This is a genomic window from Nostoc commune NIES-4072, assembly GCF_003113895.1.
Classification (GTDB): domain Bacteria; phylum Cyanobacteriota; class Cyanobacteriia; order Cyanobacteriales; family Nostocaceae; genus Nostoc; species Nostoc commune.
Genome location: NZ_BDUD01000001.1, coordinates 5,792,860 through 5,811,083 on the forward strand (window position 1 = coordinate 5,792,860; position 18,224 = coordinate 5,811,083).

General features: G+C 39.7%; 10 protein-coding genes. 2 read left to right on the forward strand and 8 right to left on the reverse strand.

Annotated elements, in window-relative coordinates; all coding sequences use genetic code 11:
- Position 1: 1 nt before the first annotated feature.
- From CDC33_RS25825 to CDC33_RS25860, 8 genes are all read right to left on the reverse strand, one after another.
- Complete coding sequence (locus tag CDC33_RS25825) at positions 2-1,219, reverse strand: cytochrome P450 (RefSeq protein ID WP_109011341.1); 1,218 nt, start codon at positions 1,217-1,219, stop codon at positions 2-4.
- A gap of 74 nt (positions 1,220-1,293) precedes the next feature.
- Positions 1,294-2,562, reverse strand: a complete 1,269-nt coding sequence (locus CDC33_RS25830; protein ID WP_109011342.1) for a cytochrome P450 — start codon at positions 2,560-2,562, stop codon at positions 1,294-1,296.
- Between the two features lie 33 nt (positions 2,563-2,595).
- Positions 2,596-4,743: an AMP-binding protein gene (locus CDC33_RS25835; protein WP_109011343.1), complete on the reverse strand. Its 2,148-nt coding sequence runs from the start codon at positions 4,741-4,743 to the stop codon at positions 2,596-2,598.
- Positions 4,744-5,117: 374 nt separating this feature from the next.
- The gene (locus CDC33_RS25840; protein ID WP_109011344.1) at positions 5,118-8,888 is read right to left on the reverse strand and encodes a beta strand repeat-containing protein; all 3,771 of its coding nucleotides are present in this window, start codon (positions 8,886-8,888) and stop codon (positions 5,118-5,120) included.
- Positions 8,889-9,664: 776 nt separating this feature from the next.
- Positions 9,665-10,075, reverse strand: coding sequence for a hypothetical protein (locus tag CDC33_RS25845; RefSeq protein WP_109011345.1), 411 nt, complete (start codon positions 10,073-10,075; stop codon positions 9,665-9,667).
- Positions 10,076-10,506: 431 nt separating this feature from the next.
- A complete protein-coding gene (locus tag CDC33_RS25850) occupies positions 10,507-10,941 on the reverse strand; it encodes a CAAD domain-containing protein (RefSeq protein ID WP_109011346.1) in 435 nt (144 codons plus the stop codon).
- A 187-nt stretch (positions 10,942-11,128) separates the two neighbouring features.
- Complete coding sequence (locus CDC33_RS25855; RefSeq protein ID WP_109011347.1) at positions 11,129-11,590, reverse strand: BON domain-containing protein; 462 nt, start codon at positions 11,588-11,590, stop codon at positions 11,129-11,131.
- A gap of 151 nt (positions 11,591-11,741) precedes the next feature.
- The gene (locus CDC33_RS25860; protein WP_109011348.1) at positions 11,742-13,022 is read right to left on the reverse strand and encodes a histidine kinase; all 1,281 of its coding nucleotides are present in this window, start codon (positions 13,020-13,022) and stop codon (positions 11,742-11,744) included.
- A 570-nt stretch (positions 13,023-13,592) separates the two neighbouring features.
- On the opposite strand from CDC33_RS25860, the gene CDC33_RS25865 reads away from it, so the two are divergent.
- On the forward strand, positions 13,593-16,721 hold the full coding sequence (locus CDC33_RS25865; RefSeq protein ID WP_109011349.1) for a hypothetical protein: 3,129 nt from the start codon (positions 13,593-13,595) through the stop codon (positions 16,719-16,721).
- A 659-nt stretch (positions 16,722-17,380) separates the two neighbouring features.
- Positions 17,381-18,190 (forward strand): calcium-binding protein, encoded by an 810-nt coding sequence (locus tag CDC33_RS25870; RefSeq protein WP_109011350.1) that lies wholly within the window; start codon positions 17,381-17,383, stop codon positions 18,188-18,190.
- The last annotated feature ends 34 nt before the right edge of the window (positions 18,191-18,224 follow it).

Consider the following 18,224-nt stretch of genomic DNA (forward strand, 5'->3'; position numbering starts at 1 on the left):
ATTATTTTATGTTCATTGCTTTGAAGGTGACTGGAAGAGATTTTAAGCTCCGAAAAGGAACCTTTTTTCGCCATTCAACCTGTTCTTGTAATAACTGTATATCAGGTAATTGCACAAGAGTATTAATAGCAATTTCAGCTTCTAGCCGCGTTAATGCTGCACCCAAACAAGAATGAATACCATCAGCAAAAGCTAAGTGATTGTTATTAACTCGCGTAATATCAAAACGATCTGGTTCAGGAAATTGTGCAGGATCTCGATTTGCAGCCCCCAATACAACCAATACTTTATCACCAGACTGAATAGTTACACTATCTAAAAGAACATCTTGATTTGCTACTCGTGTAGTAATCTGAATCGGGCTATCATAACGCAGTATTTCTTCTATAGCACCTTGAATAAGCATAGGTTGTGTCTTGATTTGTTGCATTTGCCCTGGGTGACGCAACAAAGCAAGCATACCGTTACTTATGAGATTGACTGTTGTTTCTTCACCAGTTAGAAAAAGTAACATACAGATGGAAATAATTTCTTCTTCAGTAAGCTTGTTATTCTGCTCTTTAACTGCTATCAAAGCACTCAAAAAATCCTGTTGTAAATTTATTTTACGTTGAGCAATCAAGCCCTTAAAGTAATCTGTAAATTCTAACGCCACTTTATTCATCTGCTCATAGTCTTCCAAAGACTTGAGTGGATCTAAAATCTCAGACAATTTATCTGACCAAAAATATAGCTTATACCAATCTTCAACAGGTACTCCCAATATTGTGCAAATCACATTACAAGGTAAAGGACAAGCAAAATCGGCAATTATATCCATGTAGCCTTGATGTCGAATTTTACTAATTAGCTGCTCTGTGATTTGTTGAATTTGGGAATATAAACTTTTAACAGTAGCAGCAGAAAAAGCTTTACTTATTAGTCCTCGCAATCTAGTATGTTCTGGTGGGTCTAGAAATATTAACCATTTACTAATAGCTTGTGCAAGTGTATTGAAATTACCCAGATAATCGCTTTTATATTTAACGTGGTTTGGCATTTTATTAACACAAAAGCGAGAGTCTCGCAAAATTGCCTTAGCATCAGTATAGCGAGTAACTACCCACATATTATTGAAGCTCTGGTGTATTGGTTCAACAGAACGAAGTTTATGGTAAATGGGATAAGGATTATCATGAAAGGATGGTTCATAAGGATTAAACTTAAAAGAATTTTCCATTTTTTGTTTTTGATTATTATCTTTAATTGGTTAGATTTACTGTCTACTATATTTACTAAAACCTGACAAAAAACTTAGTTAATACTAAAATTCAATCTTAGAGCTTTTAAGCCACGGATGGCTATGTTTCTTCGCCACTCTAATTTATCCCTAGCTAGTTTTAAATTAGGAAGCTCTTGAATCAGTGTATTAATAGCAATTTGAGTTTCTAGCCGTGCTAATGCAGCTCCCAGACAATAATGAATATTATCGGCAAAAGCAACGTGATGATTCTGCTCTCGGTTAATATTTAACTGATCGGGGTTAGGAAACTGAGCAGAATCTCGATTAGCAGCACCTAAGCACAAAACTATCTTTTCACCTGCTTTGATTTGTTGATTGCCTATTTCTAAATCATCAGTAGCAATCCGGGTAATCATCTGAATTGCACTATCGTAGCGAATGATTTCCTCTACCGCACTTTGAATTTTTGTTGGTTCTCTTTTGAGCTGTTCCATTTGTTCAGGGTGATTAAGCAATGCCAGTATTCCGTTACCTATTGTATTACCTGTAGTTTCTTCTCCTGCACCAAATAACAATGTACAAACTGCCAATATTTCCTTTTGAGTTAATTTATCACTTTCCTCTTGAACTGTAATTAGACTACTAATCAAGTCTTGCTGGGGATTTTTTTCTCGTTCATGAATCAAACTACGTAAATAGTCTTGAATCTCTTGCGTAGCCTGATTCATTCTTTGATATTCTTCTAGTGATACCAATGGATCTAAAATCCTAGACAATACATTTGTCCACTGATGTAGCTGGTTTTGAGCTTCTTTTGGTATCCCCAAAAGTTTACTAATAACTTTCACAGAAAGCGGACTGGCAAGATCGGCAACAATGTCTATACTTCCTTGATGCCTAACTTTATTTAGCAATTCATCTACAATTTCCTGAACGAAAGGACACATCTGCTCAATAACTACGGGAGAAAAAGTTTTAACTAGCAATCCACGTAATCTAGTATGATCTGGCGGGTTCATATAAAATAAAAATTTGCTGGTAGTATAAGCCAGAGTATCCAAATTTTTCTCTTTGTTTTTAAGATATTTGCTTCTTTCATTGATTAATTTTGGTCTGTCATCAGTACGAATACACCCACTTCTCAAAACTGCTTTGACATCAGCATAGCGAGTGACGAACCAATCACCGCCAATCAAGTATTTATGTACTGGATCTTCTGAGCGGAGGCGATGATAGGTTGGATAAGGATTAGCATTAAATTCAGGATCAAAAATATTGTATTTTAATTTAATTGATCCTATTTGTTTGCTATTATTAGTATTAATAACTTCTTTACTCATATTAGAAATTTATTTGATTTTATAGATTTTGCTTTAAACACTATCTAAAGAAGCCAATAATACTAATGATTGACTTTCTTTTGCTAAATACTGCGCTAGGATTTTGATGTTGGGATATTCCCAAAAAAGAGTAATTGCCAGTTCCAAACCTATCCATTGGCCTAATTCATTCGTCATACTGACTGACACTGCTGAATCTAAACCATAGGAAGTAAAAGACTCTTGAATATCTATTTGATCAGGGGGTAATTTTAGGTATAAAGCTAGATGAGAAATTAACCAGTTTTGAATTTCTGCTTCTGTAAAAGCTAGTTTCTCAGAGTGATTAACATCTGAATTGTGTGTTTGTTCCCGAAGCTCTTTTACTTCTGTTTGCAGTTTTAATAAATCTATTTGTGCAAGATTGGCAGTCCAATCTCCGACAATATCTAAATTTCCATTCAAAAAACCAATACGACAAGCCTGACGCTGAATTTTATTACTCGGCGTTTTCGGGATAGTTGCAGTTTTCAGCAGGGCGATCGCATAGACTTGCAACTGATATTCTTCAGATACAGCCTGACGTATGGCTTTTATAACCTCCAAAGCATCCAGGTTACGTAAGTAAGTCCGCTTTACCTCTTGAACAATAACTAACTGTTCAACTCCTGCAACTTCTAGAGAAAATGCTGCTCCACAATGAGGCCGTAGCGCTGGATGGCTGTTTTCAACTGTTAACTCGATATCCTGGGGATAATAATTTTGTCCTCGAATAATTATCATGTCTTTTAGGCGACCTGTAACAAATAGTTCGCCATTGAGCAAAAATCCTAAATCTCCCGTGCGGAGATAAGACCCCTCTTTTGGATCTTGAAGTTGAGCATGAAAAATCTGCTGCGTTTCGTCGGGTTTGTTCCAGTAGCCAATGGTTACACTCGACCCTGCAACCCAAATTTCTCCGACTTGTCCATCGGGACACTGAGTTAAAGACTCTGTATTGGCGATGCTCCCAGAGGGAGCCGTGCAAGGCACGATCGCAATTTTTTGGTTAGGAGTACTGTTACCAACACCAACGATCGCTATAACATTCTCTGTCTTACTAGTAGCATCTACAATCAGATTCTGTTTCAAAGCTTGGTCTTGCACAAACCGAATTATTGGCACAGCTGCTTTTAAACCCCCAGATACAATTAGAGTCGTTTCTGCCATACCGTAGCAGGGGTAAAAAGCGCTCCTTCTAAAGCCACACTCTGCAAAGGTGGTGGCAAACTTCTCTATAGTTTCCGCACGTACAGGTTCAGCACCATTAAAAGCTACTTCCCAACGGCTTAAATCCAGTTCTTGCCGTTGTTCGGGAGTAATCTTTTCAATACACAGATCATAAGCAAAATTGGGGCCACCGCTAGTAGTCGCTTGATAGTCGGAAATAGCTTTTAACCAGCGAAAAGGCTTTTGTATGAATGACTCTGGCGACATCAAAATGACTGAGCAGCCACCATATACAGGCTGTAACACTCCACCAATTAGCCCCATATCGTGGTATGGAGGTAGCCAAATTACTCCGCGACTGTTAGCTGTATGTTCAAAAGATTTATAAATTAAATAAGAGTTATGTAATAAATTGCCATGACTTACCATCACTCCTTTTGGTTTCCCCGTTGTACCAGAAGTGTATTGAAGAAGTGCTAGTGAGTCATAATTAATTTCCGGCAAAAACCAATCATCTGGTAAATTGTTGCTAATCTCATCAGTTGCTATCCATTGCAAAGCTACTAATTCTGCTTCTTGTTCGATGCTTTGTGCCGAGTTGGTAATTAAAGATGTGGTGCTGAGTGCAAAAGTTGCCTGTGCATCAGATGCGATCGCCTTTACCCTTGTCATCCTTTGTTTACCCTGTGGTGGGTACACGGGTACAGCAATGACACCTGCATACAAACATCCAAAAAAAGCAACTATAAATTCTAGTCCAGGGGTGTAAAAAAGTAACGCTCTTGCTCCAAAAGCCTTCCTACTCTGGAGTAACGCTGCTAGTTTACGGGCTTTTTGATCTAATTCTGCATAAGTAAAGCTAACTTTTTCTGCTTCTCCATCTACTAAAAAAGTATATGGCACCTGATTTGGTTGTTTTAGCGCCCTATAGTTGAGTAAGTGAATTAAAGTCGCTTCTTGTACAGAAGATGGAGAAAATAAATTGTGAATCATAGCTATTTATATTTACCTAATCAAGACAGAAATTAGTTGTTAATTTCCTACTATAGGAATCCGGTTTGATTTGGAGAAAATATACGTAGGATGTGTTAGCGACAGCGTAACGCATAAAACTCGTGTTCATAGTGCGTTACGAACTCCGTTCTAACACACTCTACAATACTTAATTTCGTTCAAAAATCAAATAGTAATCCTATAAGTTATTTTCAGTATGTTTTACTCTTGCTAAGGTTATTAACGCCCCGACTAAGCAGCGCACTATCAAATCAGGTGAAAGATATAAGAGCAATATTCTTATATCTTCCACATCTTCTACTGATTACATAAAGTATCTTTGAGTATGTCTTACTATCACCTGATAGCCAGTTCTAGACCAAGACGTTACTGCCAATAACTAAAGAGTTAGCAGAGACATTATTCAAATTCACCAATAACCTAAACCCTTGGGTAGATGTTATTCCATCTGTATCAATCTGAACTTGAGTATTGACACCACTAGAAACAAAACGCAAGTAGCTATCAGTAATAGGATTGCTACCACCGTAGCTCAGGCTATCAAACAAGTTAGTTAAAACTAGCTTGTCTTGGCTGGAATTAAAGTCAGTGATGGTGTCACCACTGGTTCCTTTGTCACTGAAAGCTTGATAGATAAACTGATCAAAACCTGTTCCACCTGTAAGAGTGTCATTGCCAGCGCCGCCAACAAGAATGTCATTACCTGCGCCACCAATCAGGGTATCATTGCCTAGATCCCCACGCAGCAAATCATCACCGCTACGTCCATCAATAATGTCGTTTCCACCTTGACCATTGATGACATCGTTAGAGTTCTCAAGACCCTTAATATTGTTGGAAAAATCATTGAAGAACGTGACTGTATTGCGTTCCAAAATGCCAGTTTGAGTCGAATCGGCATTAATGACATCAAAGTTGTCGCTTATGCTAGTTTGTCCATCAAATAGAAGATTACCAGTTGATGTGGAAAGGTTATCCAAGTTTTCCAGAGCAAAGTTTTGTAAGGTAACTTTGGTATCAGTCTTAGCAACTCCTTCAAATGTAACCTCTAGATTTTTGCCAGATTGAGTTAGAAGTAGATTGCGGGCTGTCAAGCCAGTTCCTTGGAATTTAATAGTATCCACTTCGGCAATAGTAGCTGCGGAAGGATTACTACCTCTGCCTACACCTCCGAAATTAAGAATAGTATGGCTTCCCTCTCCACGGGGTACGATAAACTCTTTTTGACCGCCACCACTAGAAACAGTATCAGATTCATAAGCACCAATATCTACGGTAGCAAACTTAAAGCGGTTAAAGTCAGTACCTCGTTGGTCAAAAGGGATGGATTCGGTAGTGTTACCATCTCCATCTAAATCAGTTGTATCTGCTGAGAGATTGGCGTTATTACCAGCATTGATCGCAATACTAGTGGGAACTAAGGCGTAAGTAGCTGTAGTGCCACCATTATTTTGCAAAATGGGATTAACAACTTGGTTTATGTTGGTAATTCCGGCTTCGGCAAAGGTAATATCGCTACCTGTACCAATTGTTCCTGATGCTCCGGCAGTAGTACCAATTAGATTATTGGCATTACCTGCGATGTCGCTATCAGTAGACACATCAGCCGCTTGATTATTGTTGTTAATATTCCCAGCAATAATGGTGTTTTTGACAGCAAGTGTGCCACCAAAGAAGTTCTCAATCCCACCACCAAAAGTACTATTGAAATTAGCTACCACCGTATTGTTGGTAATGGTGTTGTTAATCAAGGTGGCTGTCCCTAAGTTGCCAAAACCACCACCGCCAAAGACTCTGGCTTGGTTGCCCGATAGGGTAGTATTAATGACGGTAGCTGTACCTGAGTTTAAGATGCCACCGCCTGCATCACCTTGGTTATTAGAGAGAATGCTGTTGATAACGGTAGCTGTACCAAGGATATTTATTCCACCTCCAAGGTTGCCACGATTACCTTCAACAGCGCTGTTAGTTAAGACTAAATTACTATTTTGATTAACTAAGATGCCGCCTCCATCTCCTGTTCCGGCATTGCCATTAGCAATGGTTAAGCCGTCAATTTTGGCATCTGTTCCCGTTCCAGAGATACTCAAAACGCGGTTGGCATTATTACCACTCACCGTTAGTTGCTCGGCTCCTGTTCCAGAGATAGTAACATCATCTGTAATCCTGAGCTGCCCAGAAGTTAGGGTAATGGTTTGGGCTGTGGCAAATTTTCCTGTCGTGTCGAAATCAACCGTATTAGCCCCAGCAAAGATATTGGCATTTTCAATTGCTTGTCGCAATGATCCTTCACCGCGATCGTTGATGTTGGTGACGGTGGTATCGTTACGGGCAATAGTAACGGTAGCAGTTGGGTTGGTTGTATCGATACTATAACCAGCGTCGGGAGCTAGATTCAGTTTTAAACTTTCATCAGCTTCAGCCGCCAAGTCATTAATAGCAGCTAAGTTGATATCAACAAAGCTTTGCCCATCAGGAATAACAACGCTAAGAGTATTACCAGAAACCTTAATATTACCGCCACTAAGAGTGTAATCGTTCACAGAAGCACTGCTGCTATCAATAGTGAGTTTGACAGTTAAGTTACTGGCAGTACCAATGCGATTAACACGGTAAGTTCCTGCTATTCCTGTTTCTGTAGCAATGGGAGAAACTGCACTGAGACTGACAATCGGCTCCTGTACTTCAAAAGCACCGATATCCACTGTTCCGAATTTGCTGCGATCAAATGCTGTACCTCGTTGATCGGTGGTGACACCATTGGGAATAAAAGCATTATTACCTGCGTTGACTGCTGGTGAAGTAGCCAGTAAAGCCTGGGTTTGAGTAGTCCCACCATTATTAGCTAGGGGTGCTAATCCGGGATTGGGGTTGACGATATCGCTGCCAGTGCCGATAGTTCCAGAAGCCCCAGCCGTAGTGCCAATCAGGTTGTTAGCATTGCCTGTAATATTGCCGAATACATCGGGCGCTTCACCGCCTAAATCTTTGTTATTGGCAATGATGGTATTAGATGCAGTAACCGTCCCACCTAATCTGAAAATTCCTCCACCATCGCCAGCACTATCGTTGTCAGCATCTGCCGTGTTGTTGGCAATGGTACTGTTACTTATGATGAGCAAACCTGAGTTTGTTACTCCACCGCCAGAAGAGTTGGCTTGATTGGCAGAGATTGTGCTGTTAATTATGTTAGCTGTATTTACAGTAGTGAGAGCGCCACCGTTAGCGTTAGCTAGGTTATTAGAAAGGGTACTATCGCTTAGTGTAATTGTGCCGAAATTATAGATCCCACCACCGCTAACGGCGGATTGGTTGCGATCAATAGTACTGTCAGTTATGGTCGCTGTACCTGTGTTAGATATAGCTCCACCGCGAACGGCTGTATTGTTGGAAAGTACACTATTATTTAAGTTCAGGGTATTTCCACTATTAACTAAGATACCACCACCATTTTCTGTGCCTGCATTCCCATCGGTAAGGGTAATCGCATCAATATTGGCATCTGTTTGAGTTCCAGAGATATTGAAGAGACGGGAGGTATTGTTGCCACTAACGCTTAAATTTTTCGCTCCCGTTCCTTGAATGGTGACATCATCGGTAATATTTAATTCCCCAGATGTCAGCACGATCGCATCTGGAAAGGCATCATTATATACAGTCCCAGCAAAGCTCACTGTGTCAGCTCCAGCAAAAGCGTTGGCATTTTCAATCGCTTGCCTTAATGACCCTTCACCTTTGTCATTGGTGTTAGTTACTACTGTATCGTTACGGCTAATAGTAACAGTTGCTGTATTTTTTACGGTATCGATATTATAAGTAGGATTAGCTGCTAAATTAAGTTTAACTGTTTCATTGGCTTCGGCTTGAATGTCATCAATCGCAGTCAGATTAATGTCAACAAAGTTTTTTCCATCAGGAATTACTACAGTAACAGCATTTCCAGTGACTGTAACTTTGTTGCCGCTAAGATTGTAGTCATCAAGCGCTGTACTACTACTATCAATGTTGAGTTTAATAGTTAAATTGCCAGCCGTGCGATCGCGACTAATACGGTAAGTACCACGATTGCCACTTTCAGTAACAGTGGGAGTCAGAGAAGTAATTGCAATGTTAGATAATGTCATATTTGGCTGTCTTTTTCTCAAAAATTAGAATGTGTTTATTGAAAGTAAAGAAGACGTTTGAAAATTCAAACCCATTAACAAATTTTGCCTAGTTCTGAACGGTTCAAACCGAGGCTTAAACTTCTTTGAAAACGCAAAATTTCAAAATAATTAAACAGTTTTGAATTTAAAAAATAGGAAATAGCGAAAGTTATTTATCGCTTTAGTAGTTACACAGTATTCAAGCTGAATTCTTACCTTTACGTCGCCCTTTTCCTCCTTTTCAGGTTTTAGCAAAAGTATTGACTGTTAAACTTAATTGCTTAACCAAAACCTGAATTTGTGAATTTACTGTGTACTTTGCATCAATTTACAGCCTATCAACAGGATAATCAAGGGTTTATATAAAACATCCTACTTTTCTTACTTTTCCTACTTTTTTGAATAAGTCTTGCTGTGGTTAAATGTATGATAAGTAGGGGCTTTTGTTCTAATATGGGCTACCACAAGTTATTACAAGCCCAATATATCAAAAGATAAAAAATTATGATATTAATTGTATGTTGGGTTGCGCTTTATTCGCCTATATTTCGCCCATATATAGCCTTTTCCAAGCAACTGAGGTACACTCAAATCTTACCCACCAAGATTAATAGCTTTAAAAACGTACCTCACTAGGCCGGGAAACGCTGTATATATAAATAAGTAGAGACGCAATTATCTATCATTGCGCCTCCAAAAACCGACTATTTAGCATTATTAGGTGTCATTGAACCCAGCAAAAGAATAGTTATTAATTAAACTATTCCTGGCCCTCTACCGCGTGTATCACTATTTTCGGTCAACTTGCCTTCCTCGTCTTGATTAACTTCTCCGAGTTCTTCAACACGTTGGGCGGTATCTTCTGTTGCTGCTTTGCGTGCATCACCCGGTTCTTCGTAATACATTTCCGGTTCAACAGCATAGTTGTTTAACAAACCTTCTTTGTCCACAGTGTATCCGTCAGTGGTGCGTACACTTCCCGGATCGGTTTGATCATCGGTAGGTGCATCTGCTTCCCTTTCTTCTGTGGGAAGTGTTTTGTACGTAGTTCCTTCTCTTTCCATTCGAGCAGCTGTTTCAGCTGGGATAATACCGCGATCGTATGTATCTACTTCAGCTCTATCAGATGAATCTATATCTCTCTTAACTGCTTCATTATTAGCCATAATTTATGTCCTCGTTAAAGAATCTATTAAATAACCTCAAAGCCTAGATTAGGTTGTTTTTCATCTTTGTTCTACTATCTTTAGAAGTGATTTAAAATTAAATTTAATGTTATGGTCTCTATCTTTTGATGTATCCAAAAGACTAATCTGAAGTCCGGCTCAATAAATGTAATTTCCGTTCATCATATAAAACAAGCGTTTTAGCTGAAGTTGACACTGACAGCAATAAACATTCTCGTGTCTCCACTGCGTTCTGTATCCGAAATAAGATAGTTACAAAATTCCCGACTTGTCCAAGAAGTCGGGAATGTGAACATTTAGACTGTATATATTTAATTAGCGAAGACACAGACTAGCCTACTAATTCTTAAACAAATAGCTAAAGATAGGCAAACCTACGCCACAATTTGCTATTTTAATGCTTGGGAAATTTACTCGCCCACAAATTGGTTTTTCAGTGATTGAATTTCATCGGCTAATTCTTGCCGGGTTGAAGCCTTTAGTAGATAACGAGAAATAAACCAAGTGGCATAACTAATTCCAACTAACTCAAAGAGTGGTGATAGTAATGGAATATCATTGATTGCATCCAGTACAGCTAGTACTATCTTGGCTGTAACAATTGCCGCTAAAATCAAACCAACTGTTGTTAAAGGCTGCTTATAGTTACTAAAAAAGCTACCTAAGTATTCGGGCAATTGCGCCAAAAATTGAGATACTTGTCTGCTAATTTGCTGCCATTGAGATTCTGGTTCAGTTGCTGGCGGTAACTTTGGTAAGTTTTCAGTATCTGTACCCTCTATTGCTAGCGTGCCTTGTGAGAAGGAGGCATTTATCGATTCACGTTGCTGTTGTTCGGTTTCCATAATTTATTTTTCTGTAAGTACAAAGAGCTTGTATAACTTAACTGAGTATCAATAAATATAATTATTCAGGTCATTAGTTGTCAATTCTTAGTAGTCAGGAATAACTATAACTGACCACTAAGACTGAGCAGGAGCATTTCAATTTATTTTTGCCTACCCACTCAATTGAATTTGTTGTTAGCTAGCTTTATTGTTTTGGTGGATTAACAGTTGCTTTAACAACTACACTTTTGACACCTTTAATTTGTTTAGATAAAGTTTCAATCTTAGCCAACTCCTGCTGATTGTTTACAGTTCCTCCAACCGTGACAATCCCATCTTTTGTTGCCTCAACTGTTAGTTGACCCTTAGGGATGTTAGCTTCTAACTTGGAGCGAACTTCACTTGCTAAGTCGCCTGTAGCTCTTTGTGCATCGCCACCAGTTGTATTATTGCGCTGTTCGCGGGCACGGATATCAGAATTAAGTTGGTCTCTGCGAACCTTACTTTGAGCGTCTTGTTGAGAAGCTTGTGTTGTTTGTACAGTCGGTGATTGTGGAGCTTCGTTAGGATTACTGGGTGCAGATTCACTTGTTTTAGAAGCGTTATCACAAGCAGCAACACCAAAAATTAAAAGTGAACTAATTAAGAAGGGGGTTAGCTTTTGCATAGGTTTAATTCTGAATCGGAAAGTGAAACTTGTCGAATGTGTGGATATTCACAGCAGAAGTAAGGAGCAAGTTTCTTAAGTTAGGAGCAAAGGTTTTATGTTCTTGCTCCTTAAATTAGAGAAAATTAGTGTGAATGACAACTACCTGCGGTTAGAGTGTTTCATCACGACGGTCAACAATGATTACAGGAGGCTCGTCTCCATGAAGACCTGTTGAATAATTGGTGCGATCGCTATTCACAACTCCTGTATCGTAATTTGTTCCTCGATCTAAACCTGGGCGATATTCACCTAAATCAGTGCCATCATAGATAGCAAATTCTTCAATGCCTCTATGTCGGAGAATCGTTTCAGCTTCGCGGATTTCAGCTTCGGTACCATCAATAATTAGCAAGTAGTCGCCTCTTTGAAAGCGATCGCTATATACTCGCGCCCTATCTTCAGGAATTCCCAAGCCAACGAGTCCCCCAACAATACCGCCAGCTGCTGCACCAATCGCACCGCCAGCTACTGTTGAGGCTATAGCAGTCGCTGCTGCACCACCTGCAATTACAGGCCCGATTCCAGGAATTGCTAAAGTTCCAAGACCAACTAATAAGCCTGTCAAGCCGCCTACAATTCCGCCTGTAGCTGCTCCAGCTTTTACACCTTCGTCTGCTTTATTACCTGTGCCGACATTTTTATCTACATCTACACCACCGATCCCATGACCGTTTGTATCCTTGGCTATGATGGAGACTCTACTTAAAGGAAAACCTGCATCTCGTAATTCTGTAATTGCTGCCTCTGCATCTCGGCGATGAGAAAACACTCCAATCGCGCGTTTGGCAACACCACTATGAGCCACATTAGATGTTGGAGCGACATAACCAGCATTTGTATTTATACCATCTGGGTTGTCATAAATGCCAAACTCTTCGACACCACCCTGATGTAAAATTGCTTCTGCTCTGGCGATTTCTGTATCTGTGCCATCTATAATGACTAAATAGTGTCCCCGTCTGACGCGTTCATCGTAAACTCTGGCTCGTTCTTCGGGAATTCCTAAACCAACTAATGCACCAAGCAAACTACCAGCTACTGCACCAATACCAGCGCCAGCGAGAGTAGTAGCTAAAGTTGTTGCTGCGGCTCCAGCCAGCATAATTGGCCCAATTCCAGGAATTGCCAAAGTACCAAGACCGACTAATAAGCCAGTCAATCCGCCCAACGCGCCGCCTGTAGCTGCTCCGACTCTAGCGCCATCGTCAGATTTATCACCGACGCGATCGCTTACTTCAGCCCCAGAAATATCATCTCTGTCTCCATCTTGCGTGATGACAGAGACTCTGTTCATGTCAAAACCAACTTTTTTTAATTCATGTAGGGCATGTTCAACATCTCGACGATGAGAGAATACACCTACACCACGTTTATCTACACCTACAACCATTATTCTTTCTCCTCAGCAAAAATCAATTATTCACTAAATTTATTGCTCCTAATGACCTTATTAATACATGTTTTTATTTAGATTTCATCAATCGCTTGGAAGAAATTTTATCTCTATCATTAGACATACGTGGTTTTATCTAAAGATAGCAACAAATTTTAATAATCAAATAAACTATGCCTGATGAAAATTAGATATTGATTACTTAATTTATCAAAACAATCTTTAAAATATTAGTTTTAAAATTAGTTAAATTTTTGTTATAAACCTATCTGTTAAACGTAATTTTTAATAAAAACATATAGCTATGTATTAGTTGAAAGTTTTGGAGCAAAGTTCTACTAGTACTAAACGGATTGGATTTGGTCAAACAAATTAATATAAAATTACCAAACTTTACATTATTTTCTTTAGATAAAAATTAATAAAAACATTTTTTTTTCTAAGATACGACTTTTGGCAAGCAAGCTTCTTACCTAAGAAAGTGTCAATTTATATAACTGGCAAGTAAATTGAGAAGTAAGCCATTTTATCAATGGTTATTTAATTGACTGTAAGTGAGAAAATACTATGTTTCAAGGTGTTTTAACTATTTGGGCATCAAACTGGCTATCTCTTGGATTAGCACCAATAATAGCTCAGGAATCACTAACTCCGGAAGAAGCATCAGTTCTTTTTTCTGGACCTAAATTCTTGGTAGCATTGCTGGCTGGAGTCTTAATGGCATTTGCCTTTCAATTATTATTGACTAATTTTTCAGTCGCTGTCGGAATTTCATCTTGGGAAATTGACTCAGATTCTGATGATGAGTCAGAAAGTTTGGGTAGTAAAATTCGTTCAGTTCAGACCAAAATAGGTGTCTGGGCGTTGCTAACCGTTAGTATTGCATTATTTATTGCTTCTTTTCTGGCAGTAAAACTTAGCTTAATCGAAAGTGAATTTCTAGGTGCAATTATCGGTGTAGTCATCTGGGCTACCTATTTCTCACTGGTAATTTGGTTCGGTTCATCAGCAGTGGGTTCTTTTATTGGTTCTATCGCTAGTACTGTCACTTCTGGTTTTCAAACTCTGATGGGTACAGCAACTGCTGGCATCAGTGCTAATACTGCGAAAAAACAGTTAGTTTCTACTGCTGAAGATATTACAGCCGCAGTTCGGCGAGAATTAACTTCAGGCTTTAATCCTGAAGATATTAGAAATACACTCCAAAGTTCTTTAGGTTCTCTGCAATTACCAAAGCTTGATATCACAGAAATTCGCAACCAATTTGACCAACTTTTGAAAGATACAGATTTGCAATCTGTTGCTAATAGTGACCTATTGCGAAATATCAATCGTCAAACATTTGTTGATCTAATTAGCAGTCGCACAGATTTATCTCAAGAAGAGATTAATCGTATTGCCGACCAATTTCAAGGTGCTTGGCAACAAGCTTTGAATCGGAGCAATCCCACAGAACAAGTAATTAATTTGCTTAAGTCTGCTACTCCCGAAGAATTGAATTCAGAGCAATTAGGTGAACGTCTTCAAGAACTGGTTACAGTCGGAGGTGGGAATGGTAAGCAAACTAATGGTGTAATAAAGCAAGCTATTCAATATGGCTTGAGTGCAGCTGCACCAGTAGTTATGGAGCGGGTCAACCTTTCCAATATCGATGTGAACAAAATTACTAATCAGTTGCAAAAACTGAAAGAAAAAGTTCAAGATGTCGATGTTAATCAAATAACGGAACAATTACAAAAGTTCAGAGATGAAGCAACTGAACAAGTATCTGCAAGGTTGCCGATATCTCCTGAAAATACAATTAAAGCGGATGTAGAAGACTACATATTGAATTCCTTCCCTTGGCATTTTAACCGCATTACCCTAAGAGATGAATTTAAAGAACTCATCTATGACGTTAATGCAGACCCGACAACTGTGAGACGAGAGTTGGAAGAATTGAATCTAGAATATTTCGCCAACTTGCTGAAGCAGCGAGGTGATATCAGTGAAGCTAGAGTGAAAGAAATTTCCGAACAAATGGAAAGCGATCGCTCGGAAGTTTTAGAAACTGTAAAACAGGCTCAAGCGCGAGAAAAAGGGCAAGATTTCCGCAGCCGCATTGAAGATTATTTGCGTTCGACGGAGAAAGAACAACTCAACCCTGAAGGTATTGAACGAGACTTTGCCAGATTGGTAGAAAATCCAGAAGCTGGGTTTGAAGATTTAAGTAGCCGCTTCGGGCAATTTGACCGCGATACTTATGTACAATTGCTCCAACAGCGTCAAGATATCAACGAAGAGGAAGCTAATAATATTGTTAGTCAACTCGAAAGCAACCGCGATAATTTTTTAAATCGTGCAAGAGAACTGCAAGAACAAGCAAAAGCTAGAGCCGATGAACTACGCCAAAGAGTTGAAGACTATCTCCGAAATACTAACAAGGACGAACTTAATCCCGAAAGTATTAAACGTGAGTTTCAACTTTTACTAGACGATCCCCAAGCTGGAATTAGCCAATTGACTTCGCGCTTATCGCAATTTGACCGGGATACACTAGTACAATTGCTCAGTCAGCGTCAGGATTTGAGCGAAGAACAGATAAACCAAACTCTCGATCAGATTGAAGCAGTTCGAGATAGTATTTTGCAAGTACCGCAGCAGGCGAGAGAACAGTACGAAAAAACGACAAAAGCAATCGCTGAATATCTCCGCAATACTAACTTAGAAGAACTTGATCCCGAAGGAATCAGGAGCGATTTAGAAAAATTACTCGATGATCCCAAAGCCGGAGCCTTAGCACTGCGCGATCGCTTATCTCATGTTGATCGAGAAACCTTAGTTAAACTTGTAAGTCAACGGGGAGACTTGAGCCAAGAGCAAGTTAATCAAATTATTGATCAAGCACAAGATGCGATCGCTAATATTGTGAGAGCGCCACGACGTTTAGCCAAACGTACTGCTCAACAAGCTTTAGATTTTGAAGCCAATCTCGAAGAATATCTGCGTAACACGAACAAAGAAGAACTCAACCCAGAAGCAATTAAACGCGATTTGCAATTGCTGCTGTCTTCTCCCCGCGCTGGAATTGGCAGTTTAAGCGATCGCGCCTCGAAAATTGACCGTTCCACAATTGTGGCCCTGTTATCCCAACGGGAAGATATCTCAGAAGAAGAAGCTAACCGGATTGTGGATCAAATTGAGTCAGTTCGCACTTCCATTGTTGAACAATTCCAGCAAATCCAGCAAAGGGTGCAATCAGTACTTGATGGAGTTTTTGCTAAAGTTCGTAACTATCTCAACTCCCTGGATCGTTTTGAACTCAACTATGAAGGGATTAAGCAAGACTTTGCGAAAGTATTCGACGATCCCCAAGCTGGATTTGAAGCATTACGCGATCGCCTCAGTCAATTTGATCGTGACACCTTAGTTGCTGTCATCAGTTCTCGTGAGGATATTTCCCAAGAGAATGCAAACAGAATCATCGACCAAATAGAAGCGGCGCGGGATAGCGTACTACAACGAGCCGAACGCATTCAACAAGAAACACAAAAACGCCTGAAAGCGATCCAACAACAAGCTAAAAAGCAAGCTCAAGAAACCAAAAAAACCGTTGCAAATGCTGCTTGGTGGTTATTTGGTACAGCATTGACTTCCCTTGCAGCCAGTGCGATCGCTGGAGCAGTGGCCGTTACGGGGTTACCTCTACCTCGTTAAAATATTACCTTCATCAAGAATTTTGAGCAAAAAAAGTGGTAAAGAATGCCACTTTTTTTTATAAATAAAACAAACTACCCCCAGAGTAGTATCAGAACTTTATTTTTCCTACATATATTACAAAACCCTATCTAAGCAAAGGTTTCAGATTTTTTTTGGGTAAGAGGAACAAAAGAAGATTAATTATTATTTCTTATAGATAGAAAAAAGTAGCCTTGAGAGTAATATCATAATCTTGTGATTGTAAATATCGTAAAAGCTATGCGATTCTGTACTAGAAAATCTGCTTGTTCCCTAGTAGCCTAGTACTTGTAACCAATGAATACATAAAGCACACAGATGTATAAATGACCCTTGGCACGATTTTGATGCCAGATTCATCAATATATATGTGCAGTGCTTCTAAAATCTTTGGACTTAACAGAAATCAACTGTTCCAATCAGGTGTGGTTCAGTTATCTCTTACCACTCGTTATTTCTCCACCTTATTTTCTTGGCATTGCTGAATAAAAGTGTGAAATTCAAAAATTTAATGTTTGAAACTGTTTCCTTTGCGCCTTTGGGGTAAAGGAAATTCATACTCTTAATCAGCAACACCGTTTAATTATGGTGAAGTGACGAGGTAATTTTTACCCTCTAAACTCAGGAGAAACTAATTTATGGCAGTCATTCCCGATCTCTCTAGCCTTATCCCCGACGTCAGCAACCTTACCGTCAATCTTCCTAACAACTCTATCCAAGTTGGCGGTAGTGGTAATAGGGTCATTAACGGCACTAGTGGCCCTGATGTCATTAACGCTGGTAGCGGCAACGATCGCATCGATGGCGGTGATGGTAACGATGTCATTAACGCCGGTGATGGCAACGATACCATCTTTGGCGGTGCTGGTAATGATGTCCTTAATGCCGGCAATGGCAACAATATTGTTGACGGTGGTAGTGGTAATGATGTCATTAACGCTGGTAATGGTAGGGATAGTCTTGTTGGCGGTACTGGCAACGATGTCATTAACGCCGGTGGTGGCGAAGATCGCCTCTTTGGTGGCGATGGTAATGATGTCCTTAGCGGTGGTGCTAGCAAAGATGTCCTTAACGGTGGTGCTGGCAACGATACCCTCGCTGGCGGTAGTGGGAATGATGTTCTCACTGGAGGATCAGGTAACGATGTTTTCAAGTTCACCTCAGTTTCAGATAGTCCTGCTGGTTCTCCACGGGATGTTATCAGTGACTTTTTTGGAAACGGTAACTTGCCAGGTGACGTAATCGATCTATCAGACATCGACGCCAACTCTACTATAGGGGGCAACCAAACTTTTACTTTCATTGGAGCCGCCGCATTCACCGCAGCCGGTCAGGTTCGTTATTCAGGAGGTATTCTCCAAGCTAACACTGACGGGAATCTATCGGCTAACCTTGAGGTTCGTGTGACAGGCGCACCATCAATAGTGGTAAGCGACATCAAGCTTTAATTTAATAGACCTGCCTTGAAAATCAGGCACGAGG

Bases quoted from the DNA above. Each gene is read 5' to 3' on its own strand.
- CDC33_RS25845 (WP_109011345.1), bottom strand. From the start codon at position 10,075: ATGGCTAATAATGAAGCAGTTAAGAGAGATATAGATTCATCTGATAGA.
- CDC33_RS25825 (WP_109011341.1), bottom strand. From the start codon at position 1,219: ATGGAAAATTCTTTTAAGTTTAATCCTTATGAACCATCCTTTCATGAT.
- CDC33_RS25855 (WP_109011347.1), bottom strand. From the start codon at position 11,590: ATGCAAAAGCTAACCCCCTTCTTAATTAGTTCACTTTTAATTTTTGGT.
- CDC33_RS25865 (WP_109011349.1), top strand. From the start codon at position 13,593: ATGTTTCAAGGTGTTTTAACTATTTGGGCATCAAACTGGCTATCTCTT.
- CDC33_RS25850 (WP_109011346.1), bottom strand. From the start codon at position 10,941: ATGGAAACCGAACAACAGCAACGTGAATCGATAAATGCCTCCTTCTCA.
- CDC33_RS25830 (WP_109011342.1), bottom strand. From the start codon at position 2,562: ATGAGTAAAGAAGTTATTAATACTAATAATAGCAAACAAATAGGATCA.
- CDC33_RS25835 (WP_109011343.1), bottom strand. From the start codon at position 4,743: ATGATTCACAATTTATTTTCTCCATCTTCTGTACAAGAAGCGACTTTA.
- CDC33_RS25840 (WP_109011344.1), bottom strand. From the start codon at position 8,888: ATGACATTATCTAACATTGCAATTACTTCTCTGACTCCCACTGTTACT.
- CDC33_RS25860 (WP_109011348.1), bottom strand. From the start codon at position 13,022: ATGGTTGTAGGTGTAGATAAACGTGGTGTAGGTGTATTCTCTCATCGT.
- CDC33_RS25870 (WP_109011350.1), top strand. From the start codon at position 17,381: ATGGCAGTCATTCCCGATCTCTCTAGCCTTATCCCCGACGTCAGCAAC.